Annotated in this window: 12 protein-coding genes; 6 read left to right on the forward strand and 6 right to left on the reverse strand. The window is 72.4% G+C overall.

The window, feature by feature from the left end:
• Positions 1-218: 218 nt before the first annotated feature.
• The 6 genes from ABZV93_RS22980 (at position 219) to ABZV93_RS23005 (ending at position 10290) form a co-directional block, all read left to right on the forward strand.
• Complete coding sequence (locus tag ABZV93_RS22980) at positions 219-2384, forward strand: alpha-1,4-glucan--maltose-1-phosphate maltosyltransferase (protein ID WP_354939460.1); 2166 nt, start codon at positions 219-221, stop codon at positions 2382-2384.
• Positions 2381-4084, forward strand: a complete 1704-nt coding sequence (gene treS / locus ABZV93_RS22985; protein ID WP_354939462.1) for a maltose alpha-D-glucosyltransferase — start codon at positions 2381-2383, stop codon at positions 4082-4084. Before ABZV93_RS22980 ends, treS begins: the two co-directional genes overlap by 4 nt.
• Positions 4085-4187: 103 nt before the next feature.
• A complete protein-coding gene (locus tag ABZV93_RS22990; RefSeq protein WP_354939464.1) occupies positions 4188-5597 on the forward strand; it encodes an aminoglycoside phosphotransferase in 1410 nt (469 codons plus the stop codon).
• Between the two features lie 90 nt (positions 5598-5687).
• Entirely contained in the window at positions 5688-8105 is a 2418-nt protein-coding gene (gene glgB, locus ABZV93_RS22995; RefSeq protein WP_354939466.1) for a 1,4-alpha-glucan branching protein GlgB, read from the forward strand.
• A gap of 948 nt (positions 8106-9053) precedes the next feature.
• Positions 9054-9341 (forward strand): hypothetical protein, encoded by a 288-nt coding sequence (locus ABZV93_RS23000; protein ID WP_354939468.1) that lies wholly within the window; start codon positions 9054-9056, stop codon positions 9339-9341.
• 10 nt (positions 9342-9351) lie between these two features.
• Positions 9352-10290: a GNAT family N-acetyltransferase gene (locus ABZV93_RS23005; protein ID WP_354939470.1), complete on the forward strand. Its 939-nt coding sequence runs from the start codon at positions 9352-9354 to the stop codon at positions 10288-10290.
• Positions 10291-10304: 14 nt separating this feature from the next.
• Here the strand turns inward: ABZV93_RS23005 and ABZV93_RS23010 are convergent, their stop codons facing one another.
• From ABZV93_RS23010 to ABZV93_RS23035, 6 genes are all read right to left on the reverse strand, one after another.
• On the reverse strand, positions 10305-11408 hold the full coding sequence (locus tag ABZV93_RS23010; RefSeq protein WP_354939472.1) for a hypothetical protein: 1104 nt from the start codon (positions 11406-11408) through the stop codon (positions 10305-10307).
• Positions 11392-12600 carry a hypothetical protein gene (locus tag ABZV93_RS23015; RefSeq protein ID WP_354939474.1) on the reverse strand — a complete coding sequence of 403 codons (1209 nt, stop codon included), beginning with the start codon at positions 12598-12600 and terminating at the stop codon, positions 11392-11394. Before ABZV93_RS23015 ends, ABZV93_RS23010 begins: the two co-directional genes overlap by 17 nt.
• Before the next feature lie 214 nt (positions 12601-12814).
• The gene (locus tag ABZV93_RS23020; protein ID WP_354939475.1) at positions 12815-13813 is read right to left on the reverse strand and encodes a tetratricopeptide repeat protein; all 999 of its coding nucleotides are present in this window, start codon (positions 13811-13813) and stop codon (positions 12815-12817) included.
• Between the two features lie 82 nt (positions 13814-13895).
• Positions 13896-15548, reverse strand: coding sequence for an FGGY family carbohydrate kinase (locus ABZV93_RS23025; RefSeq protein WP_354939477.1), 1653 nt, complete (start codon positions 15546-15548; stop codon positions 13896-13898).
• A gap of 118 nt (positions 15549-15666) precedes the next feature.
• On the reverse strand, positions 15667-16332 hold the full coding sequence (locus ABZV93_RS23030; protein ID WP_354939479.1) for a response regulator transcription factor: 666 nt from the start codon (positions 16330-16332) through the stop codon (positions 15667-15669).
• Positions 16329-17648, reverse strand: a complete 1320-nt coding sequence (locus ABZV93_RS23035) for a histidine kinase (protein WP_354939481.1) — start codon at positions 17646-17648, stop codon at positions 16329-16331. The genes ABZV93_RS23030 and ABZV93_RS23035 overlap by 4 nt, the downstream gene beginning before the upstream one ends.
• Positions 17649-17736: the final 88 nt, after the last annotated feature.

The following is a 17736-nucleotide window of genomic DNA, read 5'->3' on the forward strand; positions in this document are numbered from 1 at the left end:
TGCCTTCCTGTTGCAGGAAGAGCAAGGTTTTGCAACGTTCCAGGGGGAACCACTCCGTTATGAGCACCCCCGGATCGCATGCCCCCAGGGGCGGGCCGGACCGCCCGGAAGATCGACGAGGTGGACGCCCGGCCACAAACCCTGATACTGGGGTAGGTAGGTTCACCGCTGTGCCTGCGCGCCGACAGAAAACCCGCCGACTCCCCCCTCGGAATCCGATGCCTGCCAAGAACGAGCAGCCCAGGGCCACGACCGAGACCGCCCCGACCGCGAGTCAGGTGACCGCGGCCACCGACGGCGGCGCCTCCGGCACCCCGACCAGTCCCGGCTCCAGTACCGCCTCCACCCCCGGCTCCACGGCCACGGCCTTCGACACCGTCGTCGGCCGGATCCCGATCATCAACGTCACCCCCGACGTGCGCGCCGGTGGGCGGCTGCCCGCCAAGGCCGTCGTCGGCGAGGCCCTCACGGTCGAGGCGACGGTCTTCCGGGAGGGCCACGACGCCCTCGGGGCCAACGTCGTGACCCGCGGACCCGACGGCCGCACCCTCGGCTGGACGCCGATGCGGTGCGACGAGCCGGGCACCGACCGATGGTCGGCGCGGATCCGACCCGACGCCGAGGGCGACTGGACGTACTCCGTGGAGGCGTGGAGCCACCCGGTGGCAACCTGGCGGCACGCCGCGGAGGTCAAGATCGCGGCCGGCGTCGACGTCGAGCTGATGCTGGCCGAGGGCGCCCTCGTCCTGGAGCGCGCCGCCGCCAACCTGCCGGCCGACCAGGCCCACGGCCGGGAGCTGCTCCAGGCGGCGGTCCGGGCGCTGCGCGACGACTCGCGCCCGGCCCAGGCCCGCCTCTACGCCGCCACGGCGCCGGACGTCGAGGAGGTCCTCGCCGCCCACCCGCTGCGCGACATGGTGACGATCTCGGAGGAGTTCCCGCTGCGGGTCGAGCGCGAGCGCGCGCTCTACGGCAGCTGGTACGAGTTCTTCCCGCGGTCGGAGGGCGCCTACTACGACGAGCACCAGGGTCGCTGGGTGTCCGGCACCTTCAAGGCCGCCGCCGACCGGCTGCCCGCGATCGCCGACCTCGGCTTCGACGTCGTCTACCTCCCCCCGATCCACCCGATCGGGCGGGTCAACCGCAAGGGCCCGAACAACACCCTCGACCCCGCCCCCGGCGACCCCGGTTCCCCCTGGGCGATCGGCAGCGACGAGGGCGGCCACGACGCCGTGCACCCCGACCTCGGCACGCTGGAGGACTTCGACGCGTTCGTCGCCCGGGCCAACGAGCTGGGCCTGGAGATCGCCCTCGACCTGGCCCTGCAGGCGGCACCGGACCACCCCTGGGTCAAGGAGCACCCGGAGTGGTTCACCACGCTGTCCGACGGGACGATCGCCTACGCCGAGAACCCGCCGAAGAAGTACCAGGACATCTACCCGATCAACTTCGACAACGACCCCGCCGGGATCTACGCCGAGGTGCTCCGCGTCGTCCGGCACTGGATGAGCCACGGCGTGCGGATCTTCCGGGTGGACAACCCGCACACCAAGCCGGTGCAGTTCTGGGAGTGGCTGCTCGCCGAGGTCCGGCGTACCGACCCCGACGTGCTCTTCCTGTCCGAGGCGTTCACCCGGCCGCCGATGCTGCAGACCCTGGCCAAGGTCGGGTTCCACCAGTCGTACACCTACTTCACCTGGCGCAACACCAAGGAAGAGCTGGAGTCCTACTTCACCGAGCTCAGCCAGGAGTCCTCGGACTTCCTCCGGCCGAACTTCTTCGTGAACACCCAGGACATCCTCACCGCCTTCCTGCAGAACGGCGGCCTGCCGGCGTTCCGGATCCGCGCCGCGTTGGCCGCCACCGGCTCGCCGACCTGGGGCGTCTACTCCGGTTTCGAACTGGGCGAGCACGTCGCGCTGCGGCCGGGCAGCGAGGAGTACCTCAACTCCGAGAAGTACCAGTACCGCCCCCGCGACTGGGCGGCTTACGAGCCGGGCGGGGAACGCGCGGGTGAGTCGATCGCGCCGTACCTCCGTCAGCTGAACGAGATCCGGCGCCGCCACCCTGCCCTGCAGCGGCTGCGCAACCTGGTCGTGCACCAGGTGCCCGACCCCAACCTGCTGGTGTTCTCCAAACGGGACGTACTCCCCGACGGGCGCGACGACACGGTGATCGTGGTGATCAACATCGACCCGTACGGCCCGCACGACTCGGTGGTCACCCTCGACATGCCGGCGCTCGGCCTGGACTGGCACGACTCGTTCGTGGTCCAGGACGAGTTCACCGGCGACAGTTGGCGATGGGGCCAACACAACTACGTCCGGCTCGACCCGGCGTACCACCCTGCCCACATCCTCACCCTTCAGCGGGGTTCAGCATGACCCAGACCCAACTACTGCACGAGGGCGGCCTGAGCTCCGAGCCGGAGTGGTACAAGCGTGCCGTCTTCTACGAGGTCCTCGTCCGGTCCTTCCACGACTCCTCCGGCGACGGCGTGGGCGACATCAAGGGCCTGAAGGAGAAGCTCGACTACCTCGAATGGCTCGGCATCGACGCCCTGTGGCTGCCGCCGTTCTACGTCTCCCCGCTGCGCGACGGCGGCTACGACGTGGCCGACTACACCGCGATCTCGCCGGACGTGGGCGCGCACGAGGACTTCGTCGAGTTCATCGAGGCGGCGCACCAGCGCGGCATCCGGGTGATCGTCGACTTCGTGATGAACCACACCTCCGACCAGCACCCGTGGTTCCAGGCGTCCCGGTCGGACCCGGACGGCCCCTACGGCGACTTCTACGTCTGGGCCGACACCGACGAGGGCTACTCCGACGCGCGGATCATCTTCGTCGACACCGAGACCAGCAACTGGACGTTCGACCCGGTGCGCAAGCAGTACTTCTGGCACCGGTTCTTCTCCCACCAGCCCGACCTGAACTTCGAGAACCCGGCCGTCCAGGAAGCGATCGTCAACGCGCTGCGCTTCTGGCTGGACCTCGGCATCGACGGGTTCCGGCTGGACGCGGTGCCCTACCTGTTCGAGGAGGAGGGCACCAACTGCGAGAACCTCCCCCGGACCCACGAGTTCCTCAAGCGGATCCGCAAGGAGGTCGACGCCGACTACCCCGACCGGGTGCTGCTGTGCGAGGCCAACCAGTGGCCGGCGGACGTGGTGGAGTACTTCGGCGACCTCGGCAGCGGCGGGGACGAGTGCCACATGGCGTTCCACTTCCCGGTGATGCCGCGCATCTTCATGGCGGTGCGGCGGGAGTCGCGCTACCCCATCTCGGAGATCATGGCGCAGACGCCGAAGATCCCCGACGGCTGCCAGTGGGGCATCTTCCTGCGCAACCACGACGAGTTGACGCTGGAGATGGTCACCGACGAGGACCGCGACTACATGTGGGGGGAGTACGCCAAGGACCCCCGCATGAAGGCCAACATCGGCATCCGCCGGCGCCTCGCCCCACTGCTGGAGAACGACACCAACCAGATGGAGCTGTTCACCGCGCTCCTGCTGTCCCTGCCCGGCTCGCCGATCATCTACTACGGCGACGAGATCGGCATGGGCGACAACATCTGGCTCGGTGACCGCGACGGCGTACGCACCCCGATGCAGTGGACGCCGGACCGCAACGCGGGCTTCTCCACCTGCGATCCGGGCCGGCTGGCGCTGCCGGTGATCATGGACTCGATCTACGGGTTCCAGGCGGTCAACGTCGAGTCCCAGCTGTCCAACGCGTCGTCCCTGCTGCACTGGGTGCGCAGGATGATCCACGCCCGCAAACAGAACCCCGCGTTCGGGTCGGGCACCTTCACCGACCTCGGCGGCAGCAACCCCAGCGTGCTGTCGTTCGTCCGCGAGTTCGGCGACGACGTCGTACTCTGCGTCAACAACCTGTCCAGGTTCCCCCAGCCGGTCGAGCTCGACCTGCGCCGGTGGGAGGGTGCCGAGCCGATCGAGCTGCTGGGAGGGGTGCGGTTTCCGAAGATCGGGGAGCTGCCGTACCTCCTCACTCTCGGCGGCCACGGGTTCTACTGGTTCCTGCTCCCGCCGCATTCGGGTGGGGAGGAGACCACGGGGTGAACCCGTCCGGCAAGGCCGGTCCGTCAGTGCGGTCAGCGCGGCACGGGCTCGCGGGGGTGTGCGTTCCCCGCGAGCCCTGCCACCTAGTGAACGAAAGGCGATGATGGTGAAAGCCACTCAGACCACCGGACTGCACGACTTCCTGGAACGGCAGCGGTGGTTCGCGGGCAAGGGCAGGGAGTTCTCGGTCGAGTCCGTCCACCCGCTGAGTTGGCTGTCCGAGCGCGGCGCCTGGCCCGCGGTTCGGGTGGTGCTGGTGTCCGTGCGGTACGCCGACGCCGACAACGCCGCACCCGACGTCTACCAGGTCCCGCTCAGCTACTACCCCGAGCCCGCCGACCACCTCGGCCACGCCGCCGTGTCGGAGTGGACCGAGGAGGAGCTCTCCTCCGACCCCGTCTGGGTGTACGACGCGCCGCACGACAAGGCGGCCACGTCGCTGCTCCTGGCCGGGCTGCTGGGCGAGGTGGCGCGCACCGACCTCGCGTTCCACCGCATCGGCGAGCTCGAGGTGTCCGCCGACGTCTCCTCGCTGGTGCTGACCGGTGAGCAGAGCAACACCTCGCTGGTCTACGGCGAGGACGTCCTGCTCAAGCTCTTCCGCCGCGTGCACCACGGCCGCAACGCCGACATCGAGGTGCACGAGGCGTTCGCCCGCAACGACTGCGACAACGTGGCCCGGCTGTTCGGCTGGATGGACGCGGAGTGGCCCGACGCCGACGGCAAGACCGGCCGCGGCGACCTCGGCATGTTCAGCGCGTTCTTCCGTACCGCCACCGACGGCTGGGAGCTCGCCATCGCCAGCGTGCGCGACCTCTACGCCGAGGCCGACCTGCACGCCGACGAGGTGGGCGGCGACTTCGCCGGTGAGTCGCACCGGCTGGGCGCCACCGTGGCACAGGTCCACTCCGACCTGGCCCGCTACCTCCCCACCGGCGAGTGGGGCCGGGAGGAGCTCGCGGCGCTGGCGGCGGCGATGCGGTCCCGGCTGGACGACGCGGTGGAGATCGCGCCGGCCCTGGCCGAGTACGCCGACCGGCTGCGCGGCGCCTACGACGACCTGGCCCGCACCAAGGCGCCGGTACCCGTCCAGCAGGTCCACGGCGACCTGCATCTCGGCCAGGTGATGCGTACGGTCGCCGGCTGGCGGGTCATCGACTTCGAGGGCGAGCCCAACCGTCCGTGGGAGGAACGCAACCTGCTGGACTCCCCCGTCCGCGACGTCGCCGGCATGCTGCGTTCGTTCGACTACGCCGCGCAGCACCTGCTCGCCGACCACGGCCAGTCCGCCGAGCACCAGTTGAGCTACCGCGCGGCGGAGTGGGCCGAGCGCAACCGGACCGCGTTCTGCGAGGGGTACGGAGAGGTCGCCGGCACCGACCCGCGCGACCACGCCGTGCTGTTGCGCGCGTACGAAACCGACAAGGCGGTGTACGAGGTCGTCTACGAGACGCGGAGCCGCCCGGACTGGGTGGGTATTCCGCTGTCGGCGATCCAGCGTCTCGCCGGCTGACCCCAGCCGGTTCGAGACTCGGGTCCCGGGTACGACCTGCACACGATCGGAACTCCCACCACGAAGCCAGACGAAGAAGGTGTCCCCCGGATGTCCGACCACCGCACCACTCCCGAACCGTCGAACGGTTCCGCGCCGAAGCGGTCGAAGGGCGTGAGCACCCGCAGCCGGTCCGGAGACGCGAAGCAGACCGGCGCGACCCAGCAGACCGGCGCGACCCAGCAGCCGAGCACCGGTCGGCCCGGCACCGGCCGGCCCGGCACCGGCGGCACACCCGAGCAGGGTGCGCCGAAGGGCGGCGGCCGGCCGAAGGTCGACCCGGCCGAGATCGACCGCCTGGTCGACGGCGACCACCACGCGCCGCACTCGATCCTCGGGCCGCACGTGCACGAGGGAGAGGTGACCCTGCGGGTGCTGCGCCCGATGGCCGAGCAGGTGTTCGCCCACGTCGGTGACCAGCGGGTGGAGCTGGAGCACGAGCACAACGGCGTGTGGGTGGGCACCCTGCCCGGCTCGGACGTGACCGACTACCGGCTCGAGGTCTTCTACCCGCACGGCGTGCGGGTCCCCGCCGACGACCCGTACCGCTTCCTGCCCACGCTGGGCGAGGTCGACCTGCACCTCATCGGCGAGGGCCGGCACGAGAACCTCTGGCAGGTCCTCGGCGCGCACGTGCACAACTACGAGACCCCGAGCGGGACGGTCACCGGCACCTCGTTCGCCGTGTGGGCGCCCAACGCCCGCGGCGTGCGGGTCGTGGGCGACTTCAACGGCTGGGACGGCCGTCCGCACCCGATGCGCTCACTGGGCAGCAGCGGCGTGTGGGAGCTGTTCATCCCCGACGTCGGCGACGGCACCGTCTACCGCTACGAGATCCTCGGCCGCGACGGTGTGCGCCGGCAGAAGTCCGACCCGATGGCCTTCCACACCGAGGTGCCGCCGGCGAACGCCTCGGTGGTGCACACCTCGCGGTACGCCTGGGGTGACGAGGAGTGGCTGGCCCGGCGCGCCGCGACCAAGCAGTACGCCGCGCCGATGAGCACCTACGAGGTGCACCTGGGGTCGTGGCGGCGTGGCCGCACCTACCGCGAGCTGGCCGACGAGCTGGTCGCCTACGTCGTGGAGATGGGCTTCACCCACGTCGAGCTGCTGCCGGTGATGGAGCACCCGTTCGGCGGGTCCTGGGGCTACCAGGTGTCGTCGTACTTCGCGCCGACCGCCCGGCTCGGCGACCCCGACGGCTTCCGCGCCCTGGTCGACGCGCTGCACCAGGCCGGCATCGGCGTGATCCTGGACTGGGTGCCGGCGCACTTCCCGAAGGACGACTGGGCGCTGGCCCGCTTCGACGGCACACCGCTCTACGAGCACGCCGACCCCCGCCGGGGCGAGCACCCCGACTGGGGCACGCTGATCTTCGACTTCGGCCGGCGGGAGGTGCGCAACTTCCTCGTGGCGAACGCGTTGTACTGGCTGGAGGAGTTCCACATCGACGGTCTGCGCGTAGACGCGGTCGCCTCGATGCTCTACCTCGACTACTCCCGCGAGGAGGGCCAGTGGACGCCGAACCAGTACGGCGGCCGGGAGAACCTCGAGGCGGTGAGCTTCCTGCAGGAGGTCAACTCCACCTGCTACCGCCGCGTCCCGGGCATCACCACGATCGCGGAGGAGTCCACCTCGTGGCCCGGGGTCACCCGGCCGGTGCACCTCGGCGGCCTGGGCTTCGGCTTCAAGTGGAACATGGGCTGGATGCACGACTCGCTGGACTACCTCTCCCGGGAGCCGATCTACCGCTCCTTCCACCACCACCAGATGACGTTCTCCCTGGTCTACTCCCACTCGGAGAACTTCGTCCTGCCGCTGTCGCACGACGAGGTGGTGCACGGCAAGGGCTCCCTGCTCAACAAGATGCCGGGTGACCGCTGGCAGCAGCTGGCGAACCTTCGGGCCTACCTCGCGTTCATGTGGGCACACCCGGGCAAGCAGTTGCTGTTCATGGGATGTGAGTTCGCCCAGCCGCAGGAGTGGGCGGAGTCGCGCGAGCTGGAGTGGGGCCTGCTGGACTCCCCCGAGCACCAGGGGATGCGGTCGCTGGTCCGCGACCTGAACGCGGTGTACGCGGACGCGCCGGAGCTGTACGCCACCGACCACCTGGCTGAGGCGTTCTCCTGGATCGACGCCAACGACGCGGGGAACAACGTGTTCAGCTTCCTGCGGTACGGCCCCGGGGGCAGCGTGCTGGCCTGCGTCGCCAACTTCTCCGGCGTACCCCACCACAACTACCGTCTCGGCCTGCCGGCCGCGGGCAGGTGGCGGGAGATCGTCAACACCGACGCACAGGTCTACACCGGCTCCGGTGTCGGCAACCTCGGCTCCGTCGAGGCGCTACCCGTCACCTGGCACGGGCAGCCCGCGTCGGCAACGCTGACGCTGCCCCCGCTCGGCACCCTGTGGCTGCGGTTCGACCCCGAGGACGGGCCGTCGCCGAAACGTCCGGCGAACAACTGGTGAACACCTGACCCCGGGCAATCCGGCCCGGACGGCAAACGAACCGGCCCCCGGCGGTGACTACCGCCGGGGGCCGGTGCTCGTTGTGCCGCGGGATCCACGCGACGTAGGTCTTGGGAGGACTACAGGACGCTCAGGTCAGCGGTGCGACGGCTTCTGCGCTGTCGCCGACGCCGAGCCGGAGGGGCGCTTGCCGGTCAGCAGATCTCGGCGCCGGGACGCGGCGCGTCGAGCCGGTCGGCAAGCCGACCGAGCCGAACGCCGGTGCCGCGAAGCGACCGGACTACCCAGCGGTGCTTCGGCGCGGCGACCGAGACCGAAGCCCGGGTCCGCTGAGCGAGCCGCTCGTTGTAGTCATCGGCGTAATTACCAATGGCAGGCCACATCTTGTTCTTGTCTCCAAAGCAGTTGCTTGCGGTTGGCCGAGATGAGGTGTCCCCCACGACCAGTCGTGTCGGGCTCGCAGGCGTCCTCGTTGACTCCCCCGATGGCGACCACCGACGTTGCTCAGCGCACGGTTGCCTGGTCACCACCTTGATGGTGACAGGGCAATGTGGCGCAGAGGTTTCCCCGATGCTTCGACTGGATGCACTCTCTTGCTGAATGCACCTCTCGACTCACATGTGCTCCAACGCCGGGGTCCGGCGGGGCATTCCCGAGCGGCTTCGATGTGGTCGTCGCCACACCTGCGGCCCGGTCTTGCGACCCAAGCTTAGTAGGTGGGCTCCGGCCGGTCCTTGGCCGCCCTCGGTGTTGCCCGACAAGGCTTCCACACCATCCGGACCGCGTCGAAGGATTTTCTCCCCGTCGCTGTCAACCTGGGCTTGCGCCCAGCCGTCGTGCCGCAACGGGGACGCACGTGCGGGCCACCCCGCCGACGATCCTTGGAAACGTGCACGCACCCCGGCGACCGGCCCGCCCGTACGCCGACGCGGCGCGGGGATGCCGACCATGCGTTCGGCATCCTCGGCCCGGCCCGGGCCTGGCGCGACGACGGCTCCGAGGTCGCCCACAGGCGGCCCGGTCCGCCGGGCCCTGCTGACCCTCCTGCTCGCCCGGGCCGGCGAGGTGGTCCCCGTCCCGGCTGACCGGCTGTCGACGACCTCTACGGCGAGGACCCTCCCGTACGTGCCGTGGAAGGGCCGGATCGCGGCCTCCGTCCGCCGGACGGCGAACGCGATCGTGCTGGCCGACTACGGTAATGCGCTGGCGGCAGTCGTCGGTCCGGGCGCGCGGTAGCCTGCCCAGCGTGACCTCCTCAGCACCACCGCCCGACGCCGACGAGCCCGCCGGGTCGCTCACCGACGGTCTGGTGACCCTGCGCCCCATCTCGGCCGCCGATCCGTACCACTTCACCGTCCTCAGTCAGGACCGGCAGGTCGGCCACGTCGAGCTCCGCGACCTCGGTGGCGGGGTGGGCGAGCTCACCTGGGCCATCGAGGAGTCACACCGACGGCAGGGGTACGCCACCCGCGCGGCCCGGCTGGTCACCATGCACGCCCTGCGAACCCTCGGCCTGCACCGGGTGCAGGCCGAGGTCCCGGCCCACGACCGGGCGTCGCTGCGGATCGCCGCCCGGGCCGGCCTGCGCCGGGAGGGTCTGCTGCGCGCGCACCGCACGGCGGAGGGCGAACGCCACGACGTCGTGGTGCTGGCCCGGCTGACCGGCGACCCCGAACCCGAGACCCAGGAAGGGTTCATCGGCCTCGTCAACTCCAGCTTGCCGCGGACCCGGCTGATCGCGCACGTGGTGGTCCGCGACCCCCAGCAGCGGGTCCTGCTCGCCCAGGTGACGTACAAGCCGGACTGGGAGCTGCCCGGCGGCGTGGTGGAGCCGTTCGAGTCACCGCGCGAGGGTGCTGCCCGGGAGACGTGGGAGGAGGTCGGCATCGAGCTTGCGATCGGAAAGCTGCTCAGCGTCGACTGGCTGCCGCCGTGGCGGGGTTGGGACGACGCGGTGGAGCTGCTCTTCGACGGCGGGGTGCACGAGCCGGACGCGCTGCTCTCGACGTTCACGCTGGCGCCGCACGAGATCAAGCAGGTGGAGTTCTGCACCCTCGACCAGGTGCGCGAGCGGTGCCTGCCCGGGACGTACCGCCGGCTGGCGGCCGTGCTGGGTGCGCCCGAGGGCGCGGTGCTCTATCTCGAACGCGGCGTCACTCCCGGCTCCCCCGACCCCCTGGTCTGAGGGAGCCGGCTGCTCTACCTCGTCTGCACCGACGCCAGCCCGCGGTCGACGCCGAGCAGGTGGACCTTTCCGTCACTCTTGCCCTTGGCGGGAACGTGGGCCACGACCTGCCACACCCAGGTCGTGCGTACAAGGGTCCGTCCGATCCGGTACCCCGTGTAGGCGGCCACCGGGTTCGCCCTGTCGAACTTCAGGGGGGCCGAACCCCGGGCCTGGTAGTTCTCGATCTCGTTCATGGTGAACAGCTCCAGCGCGCCGCCGTCGGCGGTGGCCAGTGCGCGGACGGACGTCACCTCGTACCGGTGGCGGTAGACGAACGCCGGGGACCGGCCCTTCTGAACGGCCGCCTGCTGCGCCCGCTGGGTCTGCGGATGGGGAGCGAACGCCCAGGCCTGCGGCGCCTTCGGGCCGTTGGTCAGCAACAGGGCGTAGGCACTCGCCGTCTTGTCCGCCGGCCGGACCAGGGTGCCGGCGTCGGCGGCGGGCAGCACGACCGGCGCACCGCCGCGTTCGGCAAGGGCGGGCAGGCGCGCGCCCTCGTCCAGCACCACCGACTGCGCGGCCTTCCACGCCGACCCGGCGGTCGGCCGGGTCATCATGTCGACCACCTTGCGGTCACCCTGGTCCGCTGCCTGGCCCGTTCCCTTGCCCGTTCCCTGGTCGGTCCCCTTGCCTGCACCCTTGCCGGTCGGCTGCCCGGCCGCCTGCCGGGTGGTGGAGACGGCGAGGAACCAGACGGGATACCCCGAGAACTTCGGAAGGTGAACCACAGTCCCGGACCTGCTCGGCGAGGTGAGCACGGACCTGCCCTCGGGATCGAACCCGTGGGCCACCCGCATGCCGCCCTGGCCGGACCGCAGCAGCGGCCCGGACTCCACCGACCTGAGCAGGTCGGCGTCGCGGGTGCGACGTGCCTTCGCCTCGAGCCGGTCGTACTTGCGTACGACCGACAGGGTGTCCTCGGCGCTGATCGGGGCCCAGGCGGGCGCGGCCCCGGTCTTCTCCTTCGGCATCGTGACGCAGCCGGACGCCGTGCCGGCGACCACGGTCACCAGCGCGGCCAGCGTGAGCACCGTCCGGCGTCGCCGGTTCGGCCGGCCCCTATCGGCGCGGGTCATCGACATCTCCGGTCTCGTGGCGGTCCCTGGCGTCCCTGCTGTCCCGGGTGTCATCGCTGTCCCGGGTGTCCGGCCGGCCGGGCCGGCCGTCGTGCAGGCGGTCCGGGCGGCTCGAGGCACCGGTGCCCGGTGAGGTCGGCGGCTGCGCGGGCCGGCGCGTGCCGGCGGGCCGCCAGGGAAGTGCCGGCGGGACCGGGCCGGAGGTGCTGCCGTTTCCGGTGGACTCCCACCCGGGCCGGGTACGCCGCGGGGCGGCTGCCGGACTCGACGGCGGACCGGTGGGTGCGCGACGACCCGGGTCGTCGCTCCCGCGTTCCCTGGCCAGCAATGTCTCGCCGGGTGGCGGCGGCTCGGCGCCGGCGCGCGGCTGCCCGTCGGGCGCCTGCGCGTCGGGCGGCTGCGCCGCGGGCGAGTCGAGCCAGCTCGGCCGCTCCTCGTCGGCGCGTTCGGCCGACGGCCCGGCGGCCCAGTACTCGTTCTCCTCCCAGGCCTCCCGGCCTTCCCACAGCAGTTCGTCGTCGTCCTCACGCTTCCGCCGGTGCAGGCGGACCCGCTCACGATCGCGGCCCTGGGCGCGCGGCCGACGGCCCCACACCAGCACGACCACGGCTACGAGCAGCAGCACCAGCCCGACGACGAACACCACGACCGCGGACCGGAACGCGCCGGGGAACTCCACGCCGGCGGTGACACGTACGTCCACGCCCGGCCGGCCGTCGGCGTTCATCACCACGACGTCGTACGGCCCGTCGGCCAGGCGCCACGACAAGGTGCGGGTACCGGACCCGGACTCCTCGGCGACCCACCAGCCGAGGCGGCCAGGGGGCACGCGGCGTCCGGCCGAACCGGCGACCCGGCTGGTGCGCAGGGTCGAGGGGAAGCCGAACTCGACCACCCGCGCGCTCGCCGATCCGGCAAGGTAACTGCCGACGTCGACATGGTTACCGACCCCGACGAACACCTGCTGCCCGCGACGCACCGGCTCGGCGGTGACCACCAGCCGGGCGTCGTAGTGGCGGATGAGGTCCGGCGCCGTGACGATCGCCACGCCCCGGGTGGTGAGGTGATGGGTGCCGGTTGTCAGCACGTCGCCGGGGCCGATCAGGGCGAACGCCGCGACCCCGCCCGCGACTGTGCCGAGAAGTCCCAGGAGTCCGGCAAGGACACCCGTCACCACCCGAGACACGCGCATGCTCACCCACCGACCCCCGCGAACTGTCGACACGCCCCTTGGAGGCAGGTCCCGAAGTGGCCGCCCCGCCGGCCGCGCGGACGAGCCGCTGACCGGACCGGCAGACCGCTTCGATGCACCCCCAGGCCCGATAGCCTAACCAAGCGCCGGCGCGTGCCGGCCGCACCGGCCGTTCGGCTGTGGACGAATCGCCCGCGGGGATCCCGAACCGCTCCTAGAAGAGAGCAGCGCTGAGCTGCCGGCGAGCCGTTCGTACGAGCTCGTCGTCGCCGCCGACCACCTCGAACAGCTCCAGCAGGTGCACCCGCAGAGTGTCGCGGTCGGCCCCCGCGGACCGGCGGACGGCGTCGATGAGCCGGTCGAACGCGGCTCGCGGGTCGCCGTCGGCCACGTCGACGTCGGCGGCAAGACACTGGGCCTGAACGTCGTCGGGGCGGGCGACGGCGTCGGAGCGCACGGCGGTCGGATCGAGGGTGCGCACCCGGCGGACGAGCTGGACCTGGGCGAGCCCGCTCTTCGCCTCCTCGTCGGCCGGCGCCTGGGCGAGGATCTTCTCGTACGCCGCGACCGCGCCGTCGAGGTCGTCCCGCGCCAGGGCCTCGTCGACCTCGGCGAACCTCGGGTCGGCGGCGTCCTCCTCGGGGGTCTCCTCGGGCACCTCGGTGCCGCCGACGGGCTGCGCGGTGCCGGTGACGCCCTGCCCGGCGGCGAGCCGGAGCAGCTCGTCGAGGAACTGGCGTACCTGCGACTCCGGCACCGCGCCCTGGAACAACGGCACCAGCTGACCGCCGACCACGGCCACCACCAGCGGGATGCTCTGGATGCCGGCCGCCTGGGAGAGGCGGGGGTTGGCGTCGACGTCGATCTTGGCGAGGACGAACTTCCCGGCGTACTCCGCCGCCAGCTTCTCCAGCACCGGGCTGAGCTGCTTGCACGGCTGGCACCACGTGGCCCAGAAGTCGATCACGACCGGCACGGTCGCGGACCGGTTGACGACCTCGGCCTGGAAGGTCGCCTCGGTGACGTCGATGACGAATCCGCCGCCCGTGCCGCCGGCGCCTCCCGGGGCACCCGCGGCACCGGTCGTGGAGCCGGGAGCGCCCGGCGCACCGGCCGGACCGGGGCGGCCGCCCGGTGCGCCGGTCGGCTGGTTGGCCCGGTTCGCGAGTCCGGACAGGTCGACAGCGCCGTAGCGGGAGAAGTTTCCGGTCATGGCTCCGATTGTCCCCGACCAGGGCCGCGCTGCCACACAGGCCCTCGGGGTGTCCGGCCAGTTCTGGTCGGACACCGGCGGCTCAAGCCTGCGCCCCGGCGGCGCGGGCCTCGGCGAGCAGGTCGTAGCTGCGCCGGAGCGCGGGGTACAGCTCGCGGTAGACGGCGTAGTAGCGCTGGTACGCCTCGTGCCGGCCGGGGTCGGGACGGTAACGCGTCACGCCGCTGCCATCGCCGGGTCCGCCGGGTCCGCCCGGTCCGCCGCCGCTTCCGTCCTCCGGGTCCGACCGTGCGGCGACCGCCCGGGCCAGGTCGGCGACCAGACCCACCCCGGCGGCGGCCACCAGCGCCACCCCGACCGGCGCGCCCCTGGTGTTCGGGGGCACCTCGACCGGGAGCCCGGTGACGTCGGCCTTGATCTGGGTCCAGGTGCGTCCTCGGGCGCCACCGCCGACGCTGCGCAGCACCTCCGGGCGCAGGCCGAGCCGGGCCAGCTCGTCCAGGTTGTGCGCCAGGCCGTACGCCGTACCTTCGAAGATCGCCCGGACCACCTCGGCCCGCCGGGTGGACATCGTCAACCCCACCAGCGCGCCGCGGGCGTCGGCGTTCCACACCGGGGACCGTTCACCGAGGAAGTACGGCAACAGCACCAGCCCGCCGCTGCCCACCGGCGCGGTGCCGGCCAACGTGTCCAGGGCCGCGAACACCGAGTCCGGGGAGTCCGTCGCCCCGACGAGCCCTGCGGACCCGGCCGCCGCGCGCACCTCGCGATCACCGAACTCGTCCCGGAACCAGCGCAGGATCCCGCCGGTGGCCACCATCGACCCGTAGACGAGGTGGTGGCCCGGCAGCGGGTACGGCAGCAGGCTCATCGTCCCCAGCGCGTCCCGGCGCAGCCGGCCCGCCTCGACCGCGGCGTTCACCACGGTCGACTGGCCGGTCATCTCGCACACGTCGCCGTGCCGGGCCAGGCCCGCCTCCAGCGCGGCGGCGGCGCCGTCGACCGCGCCGGCCACCACCGGCGTACCGGCGAGCAGCCCGGTCACCCGGCTCGCCTCCGCACCGACCCGGCCGACCACCGTGGTGGGGTGCACGGCCTCGGGCAGCCAGCCGCGCGGGACCCCCCACAGGTCGACCAGCGCGTCGGACCACCGGCCGGTGTCCAGGTCGGCGAGCAGGGTGAGGCCCTGGTGGCCGGTGTCGCAGGTGGGTACGCCGGTGAGCCGGTGGACGACGTACCCGTTGGCCATCACCACCGCCGCGCCGGCGCGGCGTACCTCCGGATGCTCGGCGAGCAGCCAGGCGAGCTTGGGCGCCGCGAAGTAGGCGTCCATCCGGTTGCCGGTGGCGGCCACGACGTCGCCGGCGGCAGCCGACCGGGCCCGGCACTCGGCACGGCCGCGCCGGTCCAGCCACAGCAACGCCGGGCCGACGGGCGCACCGGAACGGTCCAGTACGACGACGCTGGGCGCCTGGCTGCTCACCCCGACGCATTCCACGTCCGCGGCACCCAGACCGGTCGCCGCAGCGGAGGACCGAAGCGCCCGCGCGACACACCGTGCGGTCGCCGACCACCAGTCGTCGGGGTCCTGCTCGGCGCCGTGCGGCGGGACGTACCGGGTGGCGTACTCCTCCCCGGCCTCGGCCAGCACGCGGCCGCCGGCGTCGGCGACCACCGCCTTGACGCCGGTGGTGCCCACGTCCACACCGACGACGACACCGCTGCCACCGGCCATCGGCTGCCTCCTCGGTCCCCGGCTCCCCCGACGTTCCCCGCTCAGCATGCCGAGGGAGGTGGGCGTACGGGAGAGCGTGCCCGGCACCGGCCGCCGAGACAGGACGCGCGGGTGGCGTTCAGGCGCCCGGAGCACTCCGGCCGGTGAGGCCGGCCTCGTGTGCGAGCAGCCCCACCTGGGTGCGGTTCTCGCAGCCCAGCTTGTCCAGCATCCGCGAGACGTACCCCTTCACCGTCGCCTCCGACAGGTGCAGCCGGCGCCCGATGCCCGCATTGGACATGCCTTCGCCCAGGCAGGTCAGCACCTCGACCTCGCGCTCGGTCAGCCGGGCTACCAGGTCCTTGGCCCGGTCCCGGGCGGCGTGGGCGCCCGCGGACGCACCGACCAGGCGGCGGGCCGCGTCCGGGGACAGGACGGTGTGGCCGTCCGCGGCAACCCGGACCAGGCCCACCAGGTCCTCCGGCGGCGTGGACTTCACCAGGAAGCCCGAGGCGCCCGCGCGCAGCGCCCGCATCACGTAATGGTCGGCGTCGAAGGTGGTCAGCGCGACCACCGCGGGCCGCTCGGCGAGGGTGTTGATGCGTTCGATCGCGGCCAGCCCGTCGACGCCGGGCATCCTCAGGTCCATGAGTACGACGTCGGGCCGGTGGCGGATCACCGCCTCCACCGCGGCCGCGCCGTCGTGCGCCTCGTCCACCACCTCGATGTCGTCGGCCGCGCCCAGGATCGTCCGCAGGTGCGCGCACACCATGGGCTCGTCGTCGACCAGCAGGACCGAGATCATCGCACCGCCTCCGTGGTCTTCGGTGTAGTCGCCGGTGCGGTCGCAGTCTCCGGAGTGCGCTCCGGCTCGACGGCCGGTTCCGCCGTGGGTACGTACGCCGGCAACTCGGCGACCACCTCGAACCCGCCGTCGGGACCCGGCCGCGCGGACAGTGTTCCCCGGACCAGTTCGATGCGCTGCCGCAACCCGGCCAGGCCGCTGCCCGAACCGGACCGGGCCAGCGCGTGGTCGGGCGGGCCGGCCGCCGCGGTGTTGGCGACGCGTACGCGCACCCGGTCGGTGTCGTAGCGCACCTCCACCCGCACCGAGGCGCCGGGAGCGTGCTTGCGGACGTTCGTGAGCGCCTCCTGGACGACGCGGTACGCCGTACGCCCGACCACCGGCGAGGCCCGCCCTGGGTCGCCGACCTGGGTGAGCTCGGTCCGGATGCCCACCGACTCCGACTCGGCCACCAGGGTGGTGAGGTCGCCGACGGCCGGGCGCTCGGACTCCTCGGCCGTCCGCAGGATCCCCACCAGGTCGCGGAGCTCGTCCAGGGCCTGGCAGCCGGCCGCCCGCAGCTCCTCCGCCGACCGGCGGGTCTCCTCGTCCCGGGCGCGCACCCGCAGCGCACCGGCGGAAAGCACCATCAGCGACAGCCGGTGGGTCACCACGTCGTGCATCTCCGCGGCGATCCGGGCCCGCTCGTCGGCGCGGGCCTGCGCGGCCAGCAGGTACTTCTCGCGTTCGGCGCGCTCGGCGCGTTCGCGGAGCACGGACACCAGCCGGTGCCGGGCGCCGAAGTACAACGCGAGCAGCGGGCCGAGCGTGGTGCGCAGCACGGCGATGGTGATGACCGCCGCCGACGGGTCCCAGAAGCGGGCGGAGACGAGGGTGAGCAGGCCGACCAGCGCCCAGCCGGGCCGGCGCACCGCCGGGTAGGCCACCGGCAGGTAGGCGACCAGCACCGCCGCCATCGGCGCCCACACCGTCCACGGGCCGGGGCGCCCGCCGGTGGCGCCGGCGTACACGAGCACGGTCACCAGGACGGTGTACGCGGTCACCGCGCCGAGCACGGCCAGCGGCGCCCTGCGGCGCAGGACCAGGCCGGCGTCCACGAGCACCTGCAGCCCGAGCAGGCACCACGCCACCGTGCCCGGCTGCTGCGGCCACCACGTGCCGTGCGACAGCGTGAGCAGGGTGTCGCCCACCACGAACGCGAGCGCGAGCAGGATGTCCCGGCGCACCGGCGGCAACCACCGGGTCGCCACGGGCGCCAGCCACGCCGGCAGGGGCGAACGGCCACAGCCCGGGCCGGCGATCTCGCGTTCACTCACCCGGCAAACGGTAGGCGACCGCCGTCGCCGCGGGCCAGGTCCGCGAGGCAGGATCCGACGATGGTGGGTACGCCTGGCACGCGGGCAC

Origin of the sequence: Actinopolymorpha sp. NPDC004070 (assembly GCF_040610475.1) — a bacterium.
Lineage (GTDB): Bacteria > Actinomycetota > Actinomycetes > Propionibacteriales > Actinopolymorphaceae > Actinopolymorpha.